Origin of the sequence: Aureimonas ureilytica (assembly GCF_001475935.1) — a bacterium.
Classification (GTDB): domain Bacteria; phylum Pseudomonadota; class Alphaproteobacteria; order Rhizobiales; family Rhizobiaceae; genus Aureimonas; species Aureimonas ureilytica_A.
Genome location: NZ_LDQA01000045.1, coordinates 1 through 16,128 on the forward strand (window position 1 = coordinate 1; position 16,128 = coordinate 16,128).

General features: G+C 67.2%; 14 protein-coding genes. 6 read left to right on the top strand and 8 right to left on the bottom strand.

Going from position 1 to position 16,128, the window contains the following annotated elements:
• Positions 1–50 precede the first annotated feature (50 nt).
• The 4 genes from NS365_RS16785 (at position 51) to mgrA (ending at position 5,463) form a co-directional block, all read left to right on the top strand.
• Positions 51–1,439: a chloride channel protein gene (locus NS365_RS16785; RefSeq protein WP_058601455.1), complete on the top strand. Its 1,389-nt coding sequence runs from the start codon at positions 51–53 to the stop codon at positions 1,437–1,439.
• A 147-nt stretch (positions 1,440–1,586) separates the two neighbouring features.
• Positions 1,587–2,984 carry a L,D-transpeptidase family protein gene (locus NS365_RS16790; RefSeq protein WP_058601456.1) on the top strand — a complete coding sequence of 466 codons (1,398 nt, stop codon included), beginning with the start codon at positions 1,587–1,589 and terminating at the stop codon, positions 2,982–2,984.
• 139 nt (positions 2,985–3,123) lie between these two features.
• Positions 3,124–4,272: an extensin family protein gene (locus tag NS365_RS16795; protein WP_058601457.1), complete on the top strand. Its 1,149-nt coding sequence runs from the start codon at positions 3,124–3,126 to the stop codon at positions 4,270–4,272.
• A gap of 153 nt (positions 4,273–4,425) precedes the next feature.
• Positions 4,426–5,463 (top strand): L-glyceraldehyde 3-phosphate reductase, encoded by a 1,038-nt coding sequence (mgrA, locus tag NS365_RS16800; RefSeq protein WP_058601458.1) that lies wholly within the window; start codon positions 4,426–4,428, stop codon positions 5,461–5,463.
• 76 nt (positions 5,464–5,539) lie between these two features.
• Here mgrA and NS365_RS16805 read toward each other — a convergent pair whose 3' ends face one another.
• Positions 5,540–7,465 (bottom strand): M23 family metallopeptidase, encoded by a 1,926-nt coding sequence (locus NS365_RS16805; RefSeq protein WP_058601459.1) that lies wholly within the window; start codon positions 7,463–7,465, stop codon positions 5,540–5,542.
• A gap of 377 nt (positions 7,466–7,842) precedes the next feature.
• Here NS365_RS16805 and tal point away from each other — a divergent pair, with 377 nt between their 5' ends.
• A complete protein-coding gene (tal, locus tag NS365_RS16810) occupies positions 7,843–8,823 on the top strand; it encodes a transaldolase (RefSeq protein WP_058601460.1) in 981 nt (326 codons plus the stop codon).
• 67 nt (positions 8,824–8,890) lie between these two features.
• Here tal and NS365_RS16815 read toward each other — a convergent pair whose 3' ends face one another.
• From NS365_RS16815 to coxB, 3 genes are read right to left on the bottom strand one after another with little or no spacing between them, the layout of a single operon-like run.
• Positions 8,891–9,238 (bottom strand): hypothetical protein, encoded by a 348-nt coding sequence (locus tag NS365_RS16815; RefSeq protein WP_058601461.1) that lies wholly within the window; start codon positions 9,236–9,238, stop codon positions 8,891–8,893.
• Positions 9,235–11,775, bottom strand: coding sequence for a cytochrome c oxidase subunit I (gene ctaD, locus NS365_RS16820; protein ID WP_153003830.1), 2,541 nt, complete (start codon positions 11,773–11,775; stop codon positions 9,235–9,237). Before ctaD ends, NS365_RS16815 begins: the two co-directional genes overlap by 4 nt.
• 5 nt (positions 11,776–11,780) lie before the next feature.
• On the bottom strand, positions 11,781–12,482 hold the full coding sequence (coxB, locus tag NS365_RS16825; RefSeq protein WP_058601463.1) for a cytochrome c oxidase subunit II: 702 nt from the start codon (positions 12,480–12,482) through the stop codon (positions 11,781–11,783).
• Positions 12,483–12,515: 33 nt separating this feature from the next.
• On the opposite strand from coxB, the gene NS365_RS16830 reads away from it, so the two are divergent.
• Positions 12,516–13,028, top strand: a complete 513-nt coding sequence (locus NS365_RS16830) for a DUF2231 domain-containing protein (RefSeq protein WP_058601464.1) — start codon at positions 12,516–12,518, stop codon at positions 13,026–13,028.
• Here NS365_RS16830 and NS365_RS16835 read toward each other — a convergent pair.
• The 4 genes from NS365_RS16835 to NS365_RS16850 form a co-directional block, all read right to left on the bottom strand.
• Positions 13,006–13,512, bottom strand: a complete 507-nt coding sequence (locus tag NS365_RS16835; protein ID WP_244498478.1) for a CopD family protein — start codon at positions 13,510–13,512, stop codon at positions 13,006–13,008. The genes NS365_RS16830 and NS365_RS16835 overlap by 23 nt on opposite strands.
• Entirely contained in the window at positions 13,509–14,240 is a 732-nt protein-coding gene (locus tag NS365_RS16840) for a cytochrome c oxidase assembly protein (RefSeq protein ID WP_058601465.1), read from the bottom strand. Before NS365_RS16840 ends, NS365_RS16835 begins: the two co-directional genes overlap by 4 nt.
• A 447-nt stretch (positions 14,241–14,687) precedes the next feature.
• The gene (locus tag NS365_RS16845) at positions 14,688–15,185 is read right to left on the bottom strand and encodes a hypothetical protein (RefSeq protein WP_058601466.1); all 498 of its coding nucleotides are present in this window, start codon (positions 15,183–15,185) and stop codon (positions 14,688–14,690) included.
• A gap of 75 nt (positions 15,186–15,260) precedes the next feature.
• Positions 15,261–16,124, bottom strand: a complete 864-nt coding sequence (locus tag NS365_RS16850; RefSeq protein ID WP_275477563.1) for a MurR/RpiR family transcriptional regulator — start codon at positions 16,122–16,124, stop codon at positions 15,261–15,263.
• Between the last annotated feature and the right edge of the window lie 4 nt (positions 16,125–16,128).

The following is a 16,128-nucleotide window of genomic DNA, read 5'->3' on the forward strand; positions in this document are numbered from 1 at the left end:
TTGCGGAACGCGCGTTCCGCGCTTGCAGCCCCGCCAGATCAGAGCCGCCGATGTCCTCGAACGCCCGCACGGCCCGTCGTCTTCGCCACCTTCGCACCCTGCGCCGTTCGCGCGCGGTCTGGTTGTCGAGGCGGGTCTGGCGTCCACGCCTGATCTTCTGGGCCGGTGCGATCGCCATCGGTCTCGTCAGCGTCATCTTCGCCAAAGCGTCCGACGAGGCGCAGCGCGCCTTCACGGCCCTGGCGGGCGCGCCGGACGGGGGGGGCCTCATGCTGCGCGCGCTGCTGCCGCCGCTCGGCTTCGCGCTCTCGGCCTATTTGGCCGTTCGCTTCTTTCCCTTCACGCAAGGCAGCGGCATTCCCCAGGCGATCGCCGCACGGCACATGGAGCGGGACGACGAGCGCGGCCTCTTGCTGTCGCTGAAGGGCGCGGTCGGCAAGATCCTCTTGACCATCTTCGCGCTGTTCGTCGGCGGATCGGTCGGGCGCGAAGGGCCGACGGTTCAGGTCGGGGCGGCCATCATGCTGGCCGCCGGCCGCATCGGCGGCATGGCCCATGCGCGCGGCTTGATCCTCGCGGGCTCGGCCGCCGGCATCGCCGCCGCCTTCAATACGCCGCTGGCGGGCGTCGTCTTCGCCATCGAGGAAATGGGCCGTGGCTACGAGGCGCGCACCAATGCCCTCGTCATGTCGGCCGTCATCCTCGCGGGCCTCGCCTCGCTGGCTCTCACCGGCGACTATTCCTATTTCGGCGAGTTCACCGGCTCTGTGCAGGATGCGCGCGACTGGTTTCTGGTGCTGCTGTGCGGCGTGGTGGGCGGCGCGTTCGGGGCGCTGTTCAGCAAGGCGGCGCTCGGCCTCATGCGGCGGTTTCGCTTTTGGGCGCGGGGGCAACTGTGGCGTCTAGTGGCGGTGGCGGGCGCCTGCGGCCTCGGCGTCGCTCTGGTCGGCTTGCTGTCGGGCGGCACGACCTATGGCACGGGCTACGAGATCGCACGCGGCGCGATCGAAGGGCAGGGCGCCGATCCGTTCTACTTCGTGTGGAAGTTTCTCGCGACGCTCCTGTCCATGGCCTCCAGCATTCCGGGCGGCCTCTTCGCGCCCTCGCTGTCGGTTGGAGCCGGGCTCGGCGCTTCGCTCGGCCTGCTCGTCGGGACCAGCAGCATGGGGCTAGCGGCGACGCTCGGCATGGCCGGCTATTTCGCCGGCGTGGTGCAGGCACCCATGACGGCCTTCGTCATCATTCTGGAGATGACGGCGACGCGCGACAACGTCATGCCGCTTCTGGTGGCCTCCATGATCGGATTCGGCACGGCCCGCCTCATTTCCGGCGAACCGCTCTATCACACCCTGTCTCGCAACTTCGTCGCCGAGATCCTGCGGCGAAGCCGCGCCGCCGAGCAGGAGGCGGGGCAGGCAAAGAACGGCCGTGCAGGGTGAGATCAGAACGCGGCGGCACGGGAAATCGCCCAGCCGCCGTCTTGTTTCGTTCACAACTTGTTAACCATCTTCGCGCCAGTCTGACGCCCTATCTGCTCTCGGACGCGTTGCGCAGCATACGCCGTCGGTCGGGAAAGGACGCGAGATATGGTGAAGACGAGACTCTGGGTCGCGGCCGCTCTGGCGCTGGCGGGCCTGTGCGCGTCCCATGCTCCGGCCAACGCGCAGCAGGGCTATGGCGCTCAATACGAGGATTACGGGCCCGGCACCGAAAGCTTCGTGGACGAGAACGGCAATATCGTCACCGTGGATTCCTACGGCCGCGTCATCGCGGTGGAGCGCCCCCGCAGCGTGGAGCGCCGCCGCGACCGCGCCCCGCCGGGCGTCGAATATCAGGTGCCGCGCGGCAACGGTCTCCAGGCAGATCCCTATGCCGGTAATGGCAACGAATATGCCCGCGCCGAAGATCCCTATGCGCGGGGCGGCAACAATGGCTGGAACGACGGCCCGGTCGAGTTCGCGCCGCTGCCCGCGCCGGGCACGGACGGCTACGCGCCGCCGGACCAATCCATAAACGGCTCTCTCGCGCCCGATGGTAGCGGCTACGGCAACGTGCCGCCCGGCTCCGGCCTCGGGCACGAGGGCTCCACCATGATCGAGCGCCATCCCGCGCCCAAGGTGGTCGGCCCCAAGGGCAAGAACGCCAAGGCCGAGATCGCCGCGCTTCAGGTTCTGCTGAGCCGCGCCGGCATTTCGCCGGGCGTGATCGATGGTCGCCTCGGCTCCAACGTGGATAAGGCCGTCGCCGCCTATACCGAGAAGACCGGCCGCACGATCGACGCGACCGACGCGCGCGCCTTGATGGAAGAGCTGATGGAGACGGGCGGCCCGGCCGTCACCTCCTATACGATCACCAACGAGGACGTGGCAGGCCCCTATCTCGCCTCGATCCCCGAGGACTACGCGCACAAGGCCGCATTGCCGGCCATGTCCTATACGCGGGTCACGGAAATGCTCGGCGAGCGCTTCCACATGGACGAGGACTATCTGAAGGAGATCAATCCGGGCGCGGACTTCAACCGGCCGGGCACGATAATCAAGGTCATGGCCGTGGGTCCCGGCGTGACGGGCGAGGTGACGCGCATCATCGCCGACAAGGGCCGTGAGCAGGTCCGCGCCTATGACGCGAGCGGTCATCTCGTCGCCGCCTATCCCTCGTCGATCGGCTCGACCTCGACGCCTTCGCCCTCGGGCACGGTGGAGGTCAAGCGCATCGCCTTCAATCCGAACTACACCTACAATCCGAAGATCAACTTCAAGCAGGGCAACAACGACAAGATCCTGACCATTCCCCCCGGCCCCAACGGCCCGGTCGGCACGATCTGGATCGCCCTGTCGAAGCCGACCTACGGCATTCACGGCACGCCCGAGCCCTCCAAGATCGGCAAGACCAACAGCCATGGCTGCGTGCGACTGACGAACTGGGACGCGACGGAACTCGCCAAGATGGTGAAGCCCGGAACGGTGGTCGAGTTCATCGACTGACCGCAATGCCCTCGAAGACGATCCGAAGCCCCGCCCGAACAGGCGTGGCTTTTTCGTTTGCGGGATCGCGCGAACCCTCCTTTCGCTGGAACCCCGGCGTGGCCGCGCTCGTTGGAGGCGCGAGGTGGAGGGGGATTCCATGGGACTGACGATCATGCGGGCCGAGGCGCGCGGATGGGCCTTCGTGCGGACTCTTCGCGGGCTGGCTCTGGCGTTGGCGGCGGGTTCGATGCTGGGTGCTGCACCGGCGGCTCGGGCACAGGAAAAGCCGCCCGTTCCGTCGGCCGCCCCGGCTCGGGCGGGCACGCCGGCAACGATGAACTCGGGGAGCGCTGCGACGGGCGACCCGCGCGGCGATGCAGCGGCTCCCGCCGAGCCGAACCCCGCCACCGTGCCTATCCCGGAAGCCAGACCCGAACCCGCGCCGGCCGATACGGCTCCGACGGGTTCCGAGACGCCCGCGCCACAAGCGCCTGTGCCGGAGATCAGGCCCGACGCGCCGCCTTCCGAAAAAGCCAAGCCTGCCGAGCCCGGTGAAAAGACGCAGACTCCCGCCGAGGGCGCAAAACCCGCGCCTGGTGCCGACAAGCCTGCTGACCCCACAAAGGAGGCGCCCGCTGCGGAGCCGCAGCCTCAGCCGGCCTATGTGCCGCCGGACAAGGCGCGCACCGAGCCCGAGCCCGGCGCGCCCGCCGTTCCCGACATGGCGGTGACGCCGGCGCAGACCGTGGAGGCCGCCGCCGCTGTCGAGGATGCCGTCGCCTGCGAGAAGGAGTTGAAGGCGCGGGGCGCCGAGTTCACCGTGGGCGAGACGATCGCCGAGGGCGAATGCGGCGTCCTGCGTCCGGTTTCGCTGACAAAGCTCTCGTCGGGTGTCAAAGTCTCGCCGGGCACGACCTTTCTGTGCCGCACGGCGCTCGCGCTTGATATCTGGGTGAGCGAGGGCGTGGTGCCGGCCGCGAAGGAAGAGTTCGACGGGGCCAAGGTGAAGGCACTGGGCCACGCCTCGACCTATAGCTGCCGCGCGCGGGCGAGCGAGTCCCGCATCTCGGAGCACTCACGCGGCAGCGCCATCGACATCGCTACCTTCGAACTCGGCAACGGCAAGAGCGTGCCGGTGGAGGCGACGGAGCCCGGCACGGCGGAGGATCGCTTCGCCGCCAAGATCCGCCGCGCCGCCTGCGGCCCGTTCCGCACGGTGCTGGGGCCGGGAACGGACAATGACCACGGCACGCATCTTCATCTCGACATCGCCGCGCGGTCGCACGATTCGACCTACTGCCGATAGGATCTGGGGAAAGAAGGATCGGCAGCTGGCGCAACGATCGGTCTCGCACCCGGCTTTCCAGAATCCCTGTCGCCCTTATAGTCCCGCGCGGGGCTTGGCGCTCGAATCAGCCTGCGGGCGGAGCGCGGCGAGCCCAAGGGAAGGAAGCCAGTCATGACCTATATCGCGGACGAGAAGCGCTACGGCGCGATGAGTTACCGGCGCTGCGGCCGGTCGGGGATCGATCTGCCGGCCGTCTCGCTCGGCCTCTGGCAGAATTTCGGCGGGACGGATGTCTACGAGACGGGCCGCGCCATCCTGCGCCGCGCCTTCGACCGGGGCGTGACGCATTTCGACCTCGCCAACAATTACGGCCCGCCCTATGGCTCGGCGGAAGAGAATTTCGGTCGCTGGATGGAGCAGGACTTCCGGCCCTATCGCGACGAACTCATCATCTCGTCCAAGGCCGGCTGGGACATGTGGCCCGGCCCCTACGGCAATTTCGGCTCGCGCAAATATCTGATCGCCAGCCTCGACCAGAGCCTTAAGCGGATGGGGCTCGACTATGTCGATATCTTCTATCACCACCGTCCCGACCCCAAGACCCCGCTCGAAGAAACGATGGGCGCGCTCGACCAGATCGTGCGCTCGGGCAAGGCGCTTTATGTCGGCGTGTCCTCCTATTCGCCGGAGCTGACGCGCCGCGCCCATGCCATCCTAAAGGAGATGGGCACCCCGATGCTCATCCATCAGCCCTCCTATTCCATGCTCAACCGCTGGACCGAGGATGGGCTGCTCGACACGCTGACGGAGCTCGGCGTCGGCTGCATTGCCTTCTCGCCGCTGGCGCAGGGCTTGCTGACCAACAAATATCTGAACGGCGTGCCGCAGGATTCGCGCGCCGCCAAGGAAGGCTCCTTCTCCACCGGCCTTGTGACGGAAGAGAATATCGGGCGCATCCGCGCGCTGCACGCCATCGCCGAGCGGCGCGGGCAATCGCTGGCGCAGATGGCGATCGCCTGGGTCCTGCGCAACGAGCGCGTGACCTCGGCTTTGATCGGCGCGCGCACGGTGCAGCAGCTCGATTCCTCGCTCGACGCGCTCGCCAACACGAGCTTCTCGGCCGAAGAGCTGTCCGAGATCGACCGTCACGCGACGGAAGGCGGCATCGACCTCTGGCGCTCGCAATCCTCGATCAAGCCTCAGGAATAGGCGGCCGATCGCCTGAAACGAGAAAGGGCGGAGCCTCGCGGCTCCGCCCTTTTTTGATGCGCCGATGGAAGAGGTGTCAGCGGCCGGCGACGTGCATCTCAGCGGCGCTGTCCTTCAGGATGTTCTCGATGCGCTGGCGCTCCTTGGTGAAGGCCTCCAGCTGCTCGCCCGACAATTGCCGCCCATTGGGCAGGCGAATGCGCATGGGATCGACGCGCGTTCCGTTGACGCTCACTTCGTAATGGAGATGGTTGCCGGTGGAGAGACCGGTGGAGCCGACATAGCCGATGATCTGGCCCTGGCGCACCCGCGCCCCGGCGACCACCCCCTTGGCGATCTGGCTCTGGTGCGAATAGGAGGTCTCGTAGCCATTGGCGTGCTTGATGACGGTCTGCTGGCCGTTGCCGGTGGACCAGCCGGCGCGCACAACCGTTCCCGAGCCCGAGGCCAGAATGGGCGTGCCGCGCGGCGCGGCCCAGTCGACGCCCCAGTGCATGCGCGAATAGCCCAGAATGGGATGCCGGCGTGAGCCGAAGGGGGAGGTGAAGCGCCCGTTCGGGACGGGGTTGCGGAGCAAGAACTGTTTCGAGGAGCGGCCGTCCTCGTCGTAGTAGTCGGCCTGTCCGTCGTCGGGCGTGAAGAATCGATAGAAGCGCTTGGTGTCGCCGCCGAACTTGGCCTCGACATAGAGAATCTGGGAATCGGCCGTCGCGGTCTGCTTGCCCTCTTCGAGCGAATAGAGAATCGTCAGCCTGTCGTCTCGTTCGAGCCGCGCCTGGTAATCCACATCGGCGGCCAGAATGCGGATCAGCTTCTGGCAGAGCCGGTTGTCGAGCCCGTAGGCGAGACCGGCCTGATAGATGCCGTCATAGACGGTCGGCATGTTCTGGCGCAGCGGCGCTTCGGTGGCGTTCTCGTCGAAGGCCTCGGCCACCGATCGGCTGAGCGCCGGCTCGGGCGCCTGCCGGAACGCGCCATGATCGTCCAGCCCGACGGTCGCCAGATGTTTCGTGCCGCGATAGGCCGACAGGCGCACAATGCGCGAGCCGTCACCATCGGGCTCCAGCCCCAGGCGCAGCACCTCGCCGGCATCCAGCGCATGGCGACCGAGCAATTGCCCGAGGCTGGCGGCGGCTTCGTCCGCCTCTTCGTGGCCGCTGTCGTCCAGCGCGTCCTGGATGGAGCGCTCCTCGCGGAAGGGGACGATCTCCTCGAAATAGCGCGCGGAGCGCTCGCCCGCGCCCTCCGAGGCCGAGACAGAGACGTTCTCGCGAATGACGCGGAAGGCCGAGCCCGGCACATATTCGTCGGCATCCGACATGCCGCCGCCAAAGCGGCTGGCGTCGAAGGGCTGGATGGCCGCGACCTGCACCGGGGCGGCATTGCGCTTGGGCGCTGCGGCGCGCACCAGAAGCTCGGCTTCCTTGGTGCCGATATCGGCGAATTTGTCGGCCGGGGCGGCGAAGTCGAAGGCCTGCATGGAGACGTCCACGTCCGCCTCGACCTTGGCCTCGTAGATCTGGCCCGTCTCGGGCGGCGGGGCCGTGTCGGGCTCGTCGTCGTCGGCCAGTACCTTCATCGCGTCGAAGGCGGGATAGGAGCCGGTGGTGGGATGGCGCGCGCCCAGAAGCATGGAGGCATAGGCGAAGGGCATGGTGCGCAGCACTTCGCGCTTGCCGTCGCGGATCAAGGTCGGCACCTCGATCGTGGAGCGGTTGCGGTCGATCGGGATCGGGGTCGCGAAGACGCGCTCGCCCTTTTCCGAGAGATCGCTGACGGCAGCGGCCGCCACGCTCACCACGGCCGGGCGCACCAGAATATGGTGCCCGTCATGGGCGGCCGAGAGGGCGATGCCCATGAGCGCGGTGGAGGTGATGCCGGTCAGTAGCGTTCCCGCCAACCAGCGGGCCGAGACCTGACGGCGATCGGGCTTGCGCCTGCGGTCGGCGACCAGCGGCGGCTCATTGCCGAAGTCCGGTTTGGCGTAACGTTCGTGGTGCATTCACGTCCCGTCTGAACTGCGACCGGCTTCGAACCCGACTGAGGCGGTTTCGCGACGGCAAGAGCGCGCGGCTCATACCGGCTCTTTACTGTCGCATCCGGGCCACAGGTCCCCTGACGGTTGCAGATAGAGCGGATGGGGTCGGCTTCTGTCAACCTTTCGGCAAGGTTTGTGCGAACCGTCCACACGAGAAGACGCGAGCGAGCGCGTCGCGGAATTGTCGTGGAAGGGATTGGGAGCTAAACAAGTTGGCAGAGAATCCGGCGCGTTCTGCCGAAACTTCGTGCCATCCGCCTTGCGCCTGCGCATCCTGGACGACACATCAGAGACACAGCGCCGTTTTCGACTCACACCAACTTCGACGAATGGAACATCCGATGGCATCCAAGCTCGACCAACTTCGTGAGATGACCACCGTCGTCGCCGACACGGGCGACATTGAGGCGGTTCGCGAGCTTCGGCCGGTGGACTGCACGACCAATCCGACCATCGTTCTGAAGGCGCTCGGCACGCCCATGTTCGACGACGCCTTCGCCGAGGCGCTGAGCTGGGGCCAGTCCAAGGGCGGCGACGGCCGCTCCGTCGCCAATGCCGTGGCCGATCGCCTCGCGGTGTCCGTCGGCGCGGCTCTGGCCGAACTCGTGCCCGGCCGCGTTTCGACCGAAGTCGATGCCGATCTGTCCTTCGACGTGGAAGGCTCGGTGAACCGCGCCCGCCACATCATCGCCGACTACAAGGAGCGCGGCGTCGACCGGGAGAAAATCCTGATCAAGCTCGCCGCCACCTGGGAAGGCATCCGCGCCGCCGAAGTCCTTCAGAAGGAAGGCATCGACACCAATCTGACGCTGATCTTCTCGAAGGCCCAGGCTATTGCCTGCGCCGATGCCGGCGTCTTCCTGATCTCGCCCTTCGTCGGCCGCATCATGGACTGGTACGCCAAGTCCACCGGCAAGACCTACGGGCCTGAGGAAGATCCGGGCGTCCTGTCGGTCCGCTCGATCTACGACTACTACAAGTCCAACGGCATCAAGACCGTCGTCATGGGCGCTTCGTTCCGCAATGTCGGCGAGATCGAGGCTCTGGCGGGCTGCGACCGCCTGACCATCTCGCCGGCGCTGCTCAAGGAACTCGCGAACGACCAGGGCACGCTGGAGCGCAAGCTTTCGCCCGAGACGTTCAACAAGGTCGATCCGATCACGATGGACGAGCGCACCTTCCGTTGGGCGCTGAACGAGGACGCTATGGCGACCGAAAAGCTCGCCGAGGGCATCCGCTCCTTCGCCAAGGATCTGCGCGAGCTACGCAGCATCGTCGGCAAGCGCCTCGAAGGCGGCCCGGCGGCCGTCGCCGCGCAGTAAGCGCGACGTCTTCATCACGTGTCGAGCGGCGGCCTTCAGGCCGCCGTTTTCGTTTCCGGCGCAGGGATCAGAGGCAGAGCGTCAGGCCGAGGATCGGCCCGTAATTGACGATCGTCACCACCACGGCCGCCCAGGTCGCATGGAGCGCGGCCCAGCCGAGAAAAGCGTCGGCCTCGCCCGCTTTCTGCGCTCGCATTCGGCATAGCCACCAGAGGGCGCCGAGCGCTGCGAGATGCGCGAGCCAGAGCGCGATGAGAACTGCGCGAAGGGCGCTGACCGGACCTAGAGAAGCAGTGTCCCATCCAAAGGCGCAGCCGACCGACAGCGCGCCATAAAGCACGACAAAGGCCGAACTCCAGATCACGAAGCCCGCGACCAGCAGAATCAGCGAGGGAAGCCGCAGGGCAAGTTTCACAGCGCGGCCTCCCGCAGCGGCAGGAGGAAGGCCAGCGCCGCGATGAGCAGACAGGCCAGAAGCGTGGTTGCCGCCGTGTAGTCGTGCCAGAGCGCGCCGATGCGAAGGTCCCCGCTGCGCCGGGCCGAGACATAGCCGGCCTTGACGCGCCAGAACCCGAAGCCGGCGAAGACCACGCCGAGCCCGGCATGAACAGCGACATAGAAGAGCAAGGCCGAAACGCTGGCATAGGCCGCGTGGCTCGTCGGCGCGGGCAGGCTTTGCGCGATGGTCGCCAGCGCCAACCCGGCTGCGATGGCTTGGGCGGCGAGCGCCAGCGCCAGAAGCGCGAGAGAAGGCGCGCCGGTACGCGGGAGCGGGCGCAGCGCCAGCCGGCTGGCGGCGCTGGCGCCCAGCGCGGCGAGAGCGATCAAGGCGAGCCGCATGAATGGCGCGTCGAAGCCGCCAGCCGGCGGCCAGCCCGGCGCGACCAGCCAGAGAAACAGCGTGCCGAAGGCGAGCGAGGCGAAGATCGTGCCATTGGCCAGAAGCAGGAAGACCATGGCCCACCAGGACAAGGGCCGTTCGATTTCGGCCTGCGTCGGTAGCGACAGGCCGCGCCCGGCCGGGAGGGCACCGAGATCGGCCTTCGCGCCCGAAGCCGGCGTCCAGCCAAGGAACAGGCCGAGCACCAGAAGCGGCAGAAGGAGGGAAGCCCAGTAGAGCTTGAACAGAAGCGACAGGACGAACAGTCCGATCGCCGCCGCCGTCGCAAGCGGCAGGAATGTCGGCCTCGGCAGAATGGCGATGGCTTCGGGCCTGCCGGAATTCGTCGAGACCACCAGCGTTTCCTGCCACCCATTGCGGGGCGTCGCGAGATAACCTTGCCCGGCGGCGAGTTCCCGCCCGAGATCGGGCGCGTCGTGCAACGGGTCGCGCGAGGCGACCTCGGGCAAGGCGGCGAAGGCGTAGGAGGGCGGGGGTGTCGCGGTCGCCCATTCCAGCGTGCCGGCGCGCCAGGGGTTGCGCGGCGCGACACGCCCGAGGCGGAACTGGAACAGCATGTCCACCGCGAAGAGCGCGAAGCCCATGGTCATGACGAAGCCGCCCATCGAGGACACGAGATTGGGCAGGTCCCAGCCATAGCCGGTGTCGTAAGTGTAATAGCGCCGGGGCATCCCGTAGAGCCCGGTCAGGTGCATGATCAGGAAGGTCGCGTTGAAGCCGAGGAAGATCAGCCAGAAGGCGACGACGCCGACCTTGTAGACCGGCTCGCGCCCGGTGAAATGCGGCAGCCAGTAATAGGCGGCGGCGAGCATGGGGAAGATGAAGCCGCCGACCAGCACGTAATGCATATGGGCGACGACGAATTGCGTGTCGTGCACCTGCCAGTCGAAGGGCACGATGGCGAGCATGACGCCGGTCAGCCCGCCGCAGACGAAGACGAAGAAGAAGCCGAGAAGGTATAGCATCGGCACGGTGAGTTTCGGCCGGCCGGCCATCATCGTGCCGATCCAGAGAAAGATCTGAATGCCGGTCGGCACGGCGACGAGGACGCTCGCGGCCGAGAAGAAGCCCTGCGCCAGATGCGGAATGCCCACCGTGAACATGTGGTGGACCCAGAGGCCGAAGGAGAGAAAGCCCATGGCCGTGATCGACACGACGATCCAGGAATAGCCGAGGATCGCGCGGCCGACGAGAACCGGCAGGATGGTCGAGATGACGCCCGCCGCCGGCAGGAAGATGATGTAGACCTCCGGGTGACCGAAGAGCCAGAAGAGATGCTGCCAGAGAAGCGCATCGCCCCCGCGCGTCGGGTCGAAGAAGGGCAGGTCGAAGGCGCGCTCGGCCTCCAGCAGGATCGAGCCGAGAATCAGCGGCGGGAAGCCCACCAGCATCATGCCGGCGGTGACGAGAATGTACCAGGCAAAGAGCGGCATTCGGGCCAGACTCATGCCCGGCGCGCGCAGCTTCAGGATCGAGACGGTCAGCTCGATCGCCGCGCCCATGGCCGAAATCTCGACGAAGGTGATGCCGAGCAGCCAGACATCGACGTTGATGCCCGGCGAATAGGTGCCGGACGAGAGCGGCGTGTACATGAACCAGCCGGAATTGGGCGCATAGCCCGCCAGCATGGCGAGGATCAGGATCGATCCGCCGAAGACATAGCAATAGAAACCGAAGGCCGAGAGGCGGGGAAAGGCCATGTCCCGCGCGCCCAGCATCTTGGGCAAAAAATACATGGCCACGCCCTCGAACATCGGGATGGCGAAGAGAAACATCATCACCGTGCCATGCATGGTGAAGATCTGGCTGTAGAGTTCGGGGCCGACGAAGCCGCTATGGGCGGTGGCGAGCTGCGCGCGAATCAGCATGGCGAGCACGCCGCCAATGGCGAAGAAGGTGAAGGCCGCGATGATGAAGCGGCGGCCGATCACCGTGTGATTGACGGCTGAGAGCCGCCCCCATCCGGGCGGCGTGTGCCAGATGCGCTCCAGGGCGAGATGCAGCGCGGCCGGCGACAGCGGCGTGGCGGGGGCTTGCGTCGGCGTCGGGATCTCGCTCAAGGCGCGGGCTCCTGCGAGAGGGAGGGTGCGGGGGCCGCAGCGAGCGCCTGATCGAGCGCCGCTTCGAAATTTTCGGGCGGATGGGCGATCACGGAAAAGCTCATCTCGGCATGGCCCGTGCCGCAGAACTCGGCGCAGACGCCGCCATAGGTGCCCGGCCGGTCGGCCTGGAGGCGGATCACGTTCACATGGCCGGGAATGGCGTCGATCTTGCCGCCCAGACGCGGCACCCAGAAGGCGTGGATCACGTCCGTGCCGATCACCGCGACGTCGATCGGCTGGCCGGCCGGCACATGCAGCACAGTCTCCGTCGCGCCCTCGCGGCCGGGATAGCGGAACTCCCAGCGCCATTGATACGGCCGGGCTTCGACGCGCACGAGGCCGGGCGCGCCGGGATGGGCCAGAAGCCGCTCGCCCGTTGCGAGCGCGAAGACGAGAAGCGCGGTCAGAACGACGCCGGGAAAGGCGAGCCCGCCCCAGACGAGCCAGCGCTTGGGCGGGATGTCGCGGCCCCAGCCGGGCTTCAGGAAGGCGAAGGCGACGAGCGCCAGCACGAGAGCGAGAATGGCACTCGCGCCCGCGAGCATGACCCACCAGAGCGTCGCGGTGGACTGCGCGGCCGGCCCGGCCGGATCGAGAATGGACAGCTTGCCGGCGCAGCCCGAAAGCCCAAGTGAAAGGGCGAGGGGCGCGATCAAGCGTGCCGGCAGAGGCAGGATCGAGGAAACAATATGTCCGAGGCGAATTCGTCCACTCGATCCGGCGTCAGCCCCGTTATCAGCAAAGTGGCGGAAAAGGACATTTCGTCGGCCATCGCGGTCGCCGGGCATCCGGTTCACGCAATGGCCGTGCATTTTCCGATCGCGCTCGCCATCGCGACGCTCGGCAGCGACGTGTTCTACTGGTGGTCGGCCGATCCCTTCTGGGTTCGCTGCGGCCTCTGGGCGGCGGGCTTCGCCTTTCTGACGGGCATCGGCGCGGGGCTGGTCGGCACGATGGAGTTGATCTTCGTGCCCGGCATCCGCGCTCGGGCGGCCAGCTGGACCCACGCCATCGCGGCCATGACGCTGATTTCCGTGATGGGCATGAACTGGGGTCTCAGGTTGACGCAGCCGGACGCCGTTCTGCCGCTCGGTCTGTTCCTCTCGGTTCTGGGCGGCGCGCTGACCGGGCTGGCGGGCTGGCATGGGGGCAAGCTGATCCTGCATCATGGCGTTGGTATCATGGTGTCAGACGACGAATGAGATCGCGCCCGAACTCGCCCAGCGCGCCCGGCCGATGAAACAGATCGGGCACGAGGGCGAGATCGACGGCCGGCTTTGCAAGCACCAGCCAGAGAATGGCGAGCAACGTCACCGACAGGACGACGAGCGCGGACACCATGCGCCAGGCCCGAAAATGCTTCTCGTCTTCGAAAAGCGAGAGAATCACCAGTCCCGTCCAGACATGGAGCCCGGTTAGCACGCCGACGAACAGAAGCTTCAGCGCGAACCAGGCGGTGAAGACCTCGCGCAGGAGGATCAGCGCCGTGCCCGACGCGATGGCGAGAAACGCCGCCGGAGAGATCACGACGATATAGGCAAAGCGCGTGAAGGCGTGGAGCCGATGAAGCGGCGGCCCGTGACCCGCCGCCTCGCGCTGGTTCAACAGGACGGGCAGAAGCAGCAGCCCGCCGCACCAGATCACCAGCGCCGCGATATGAAGGCTCTTGGTCCAGACGAGGATCACGCCGCGCGCTCCTCGGTCCTTAAGTGCGTGGCGAGCGCCAGAAGCGCGGCGAGGAGATAGGGCAGGTTGGCGGGCACCCACATCAGGAGCCCGGCCAATTGCTGGTCCTCCAGCGCCGAAAGGCCATAGGGCAGGGTCGACAGGAAATGCAGGGCGTAGAGCGGGGCGGGCGCGAAGGTGATAAGCGCGCCGAGAAGGCCCATCTGCGCGACGATGCCGAGATGGATCAGGAGAACCCGCATCAAAGGCGCGCAGGGCGCCAGCAACCCGCGCCAGAGCCAAACGGCCGAGCCGAGCAGCGAGAGTTCCATCAGCCAGTAGATCGCGTCATGGCTGAGCGCGAGAGCATAGGGCGCGGGAGCGTGCCAGAGCCAGACCAGCACGACATGGACCAGCGCCAGCACGGAAAGGCCGGCCAGCGGAAAGGCTCGCCTTTGCGGCCAAGCAAGCGCCAGAAGCGGGGCGGCCAGCGAGATGAGCAGGAGGTGATGGACGACCCGCACCGAGAACAGCGCGGAGGACAGCGCGCAGAGCGGCGAGACGAAGGCGAGAAACAGCGAGGCGATCGCCAGACGATGCCAGAGACGGGCGGGACCGGAGCGCCCGCGTAATCGCCATTCGCCGCCGAAGTGCGCTGCGGCCAGAAGCGCCAGAACGATGGGGTCGAGATTCCAGGCCGACAGGAGATCGGCTGGCGCGGGCGGCGCGCCGCAATAGGGAATGGTCACGTCGGATGGTCCGGCCTTCGAGGGATCACTTCGCCAAGAGGGGCGGGGCTCAGTCTTTTCAAAGGGTAAGGCGCTGCACGCTCGCGGCAATGTCTGCCGACCCTTCGCAGTGCGCCTCGCGAAGCCGTGATCGAAGAGCGGGGTGTGGAAGCCGCAGCCGTTTGGCGCTGTGGGCGTGCAACGGAAGGTGCGGATTACCTTGTGAATGCAAAAGGCCGAGCCGCGTCGCGCTCAGCCTGTGGTGAACGGTGTCTCATCCCTCAGCCGCGCAGGCGTCTCGCACCGTTCTATGAAGTCGCACCGACGAACTGGCCGCGCTCGCCGGCTGCTCCGTGCCTTCTGGCTTCGCGGGAAGCGAGCGTTGCGACCACGTAGATTCGATGGCTTGGCCGGTTGCAGCGGCCAGCCCTGACAAGACGCGGGGCGGCTTCGGCACCGCCCCTTGCCTCATGCGGTGCGAGCGCGCCCGAGCGGGAAGGGCATGTAGCCGACGAAGCCCGTCAGCTTCCACTGACCATTGATGCGGCTCGCGAAATAGAGCGTCTGCCAGCTGAGGACCTCGACGCCGCCGCCTTCCAGCGCCAAAGTGCCGTCGAACTTCTTGTGCGCGACGGCACGGTCGCCCGAAATGTCGATGTCGCGCAGGTTCGTGGCGCGGAACAAGGCCTCGCGCACGGGCTCGGCATAGCGGGTGAGCTTGGCGGCCTCGGCCTGGCGCAGCCACTCGTCGCGGTAGGATTCCAGCGTCGGAAAGGCGAGACGCCAGGAATCGGGGATTTCGGACTTGTGCGCATGGAGGCCGAAGAAGCGGTCATGCGCGAAATCGCCATCCACCAGGGACCAGTCGGCGGCCAAAAACGCGTCGATGTCCCGCTCCACCAGCATCTGCCAAAGCGTGTGGCGGTCGGCATCGCCGGGCGGAAAGGGGTTCTCGGTCGAGAGCATCAAAGGTTCCTTGTCAGATGGGGGCGTCCGCGAAGGCGGCTGCGCGTCTTCACGAGGACACGGGCGGCATGGAGATCAATCTCCGATCGGCAGCGCCGGATCGGGCGCGGCATGGGCGTTGAGGTTCTGCCGGATGCGCCGCAGCCCTTCGAACATGCGGGGGCCGATCGCCTCGGCGGTGGAAAGGGCGAGAATGTCCACCAGCGCCAGAAGCGCGTAGCGGCTGGAACTCGGCTTGTAGAGATTGCCGTCCTCGACATTCTCGAAGGGCAGGAGCATGTCGCAGCCGCGCGCCAGCGGCGAGCCGGGGGCGGTGATGGCGAGGATCTCCGCGCCATAGGAGCGCGCGATGGCGCTGGCCTCCACGATGCTGCGCCCATGGCCGGAGACCGAGAGCGCCAGAACCGCCGTGCCGGGGCCGGCGACGCTGGCGAGCATCCGCTGCATCTGCCCGTCCGCCTCGGCCCGGATGTCGAGCCCCAGCCGGAACAGGCGGTTTTCCAGTTCCTTGGCCAGCATGGAGGAGGTGCCGCCCGAGCCGAGCGCCAGGATGCGCCGACTATTGGCAAGGCGCAGCGCCATGCGGGCCACCATGTCCCGATCAAGGGAGGCGCGGATACGCGAGAGGGCGGCCGAAGCCCCGTCATAGACCGCGTCGGCCGCATGGCCGGGCTCGCCCTGCGGCGGGCTCGTGTCCGCGTCGAGATAGAGGCCGCCGACGGCCAGCGCCTGCGCCAGCCGGAACTTGAAATCCGCCGTTCCCCGGCAGCCGAGCGCGCGGGCAAAGCGCGTGACCGTTGGCTCCGACGTGCCGCAGCGCTCCGCGATCTCCGCAATCGAGCCTGTCGAGGCGAGGCGCGTGTTGGTGAGGACGAAGGCGGCCAGCCGACGCTCCGTCTTGGTGCCGCTTTCCGTCATCGCGCGCAGCCGGGCGATGATGTCG

What these genes read in the sequence shown, in the direction of transcription:
- tal (WP_058601460.1), top strand. Translation starts at nt 7,843, where the DNA reads ATGGCATCCAAGCTCGACCAACTTCGTGAGATGACCACCGTCGTCGCC.
- NS365_RS16805 (WP_058601459.1), bottom strand. Translation starts at nt 7,465, where the DNA reads ATGCACCACGAACGTTACGCCAAACCGGACTTCGGCAATGAGCCGCCG.
- NS365_RS16785 (WP_058601455.1), top strand. Translation starts at nt 51, where the DNA reads ATGTCCTCGAACGCCCGCACGGCCCGTCGTCTTCGCCACCTTCGCACC.
- NS365_RS16830 (WP_058601464.1), top strand. Translation starts at nt 12,516, where the DNA reads ATGTCCGAGGCGAATTCGTCCACTCGATCCGGCGTCAGCCCCGTTATC.
- NS365_RS16845 (WP_058601466.1), bottom strand. Translation starts at nt 15,185, where the DNA reads ATGCTCTCGACCGAGAACCCCTTTCCGCCCGGCGATGCCGACCGCCAC.
- mgrA (WP_058601458.1), top strand. Translation starts at nt 4,426, where the DNA reads ATGACCTATATCGCGGACGAGAAGCGCTACGGCGCGATGAGTTACCGG.
- NS365_RS16795 (WP_058601457.1), top strand. Translation starts at nt 3,124, where the DNA reads ATGGGACTGACGATCATGCGGGCCGAGGCGCGCGGATGGGCCTTCGTG.
- NS365_RS16790 (WP_058601456.1), top strand. Translation starts at nt 1,587, where the DNA reads ATGGTGAAGACGAGACTCTGGGTCGCGGCCGCTCTGGCGCTGGCGGGC.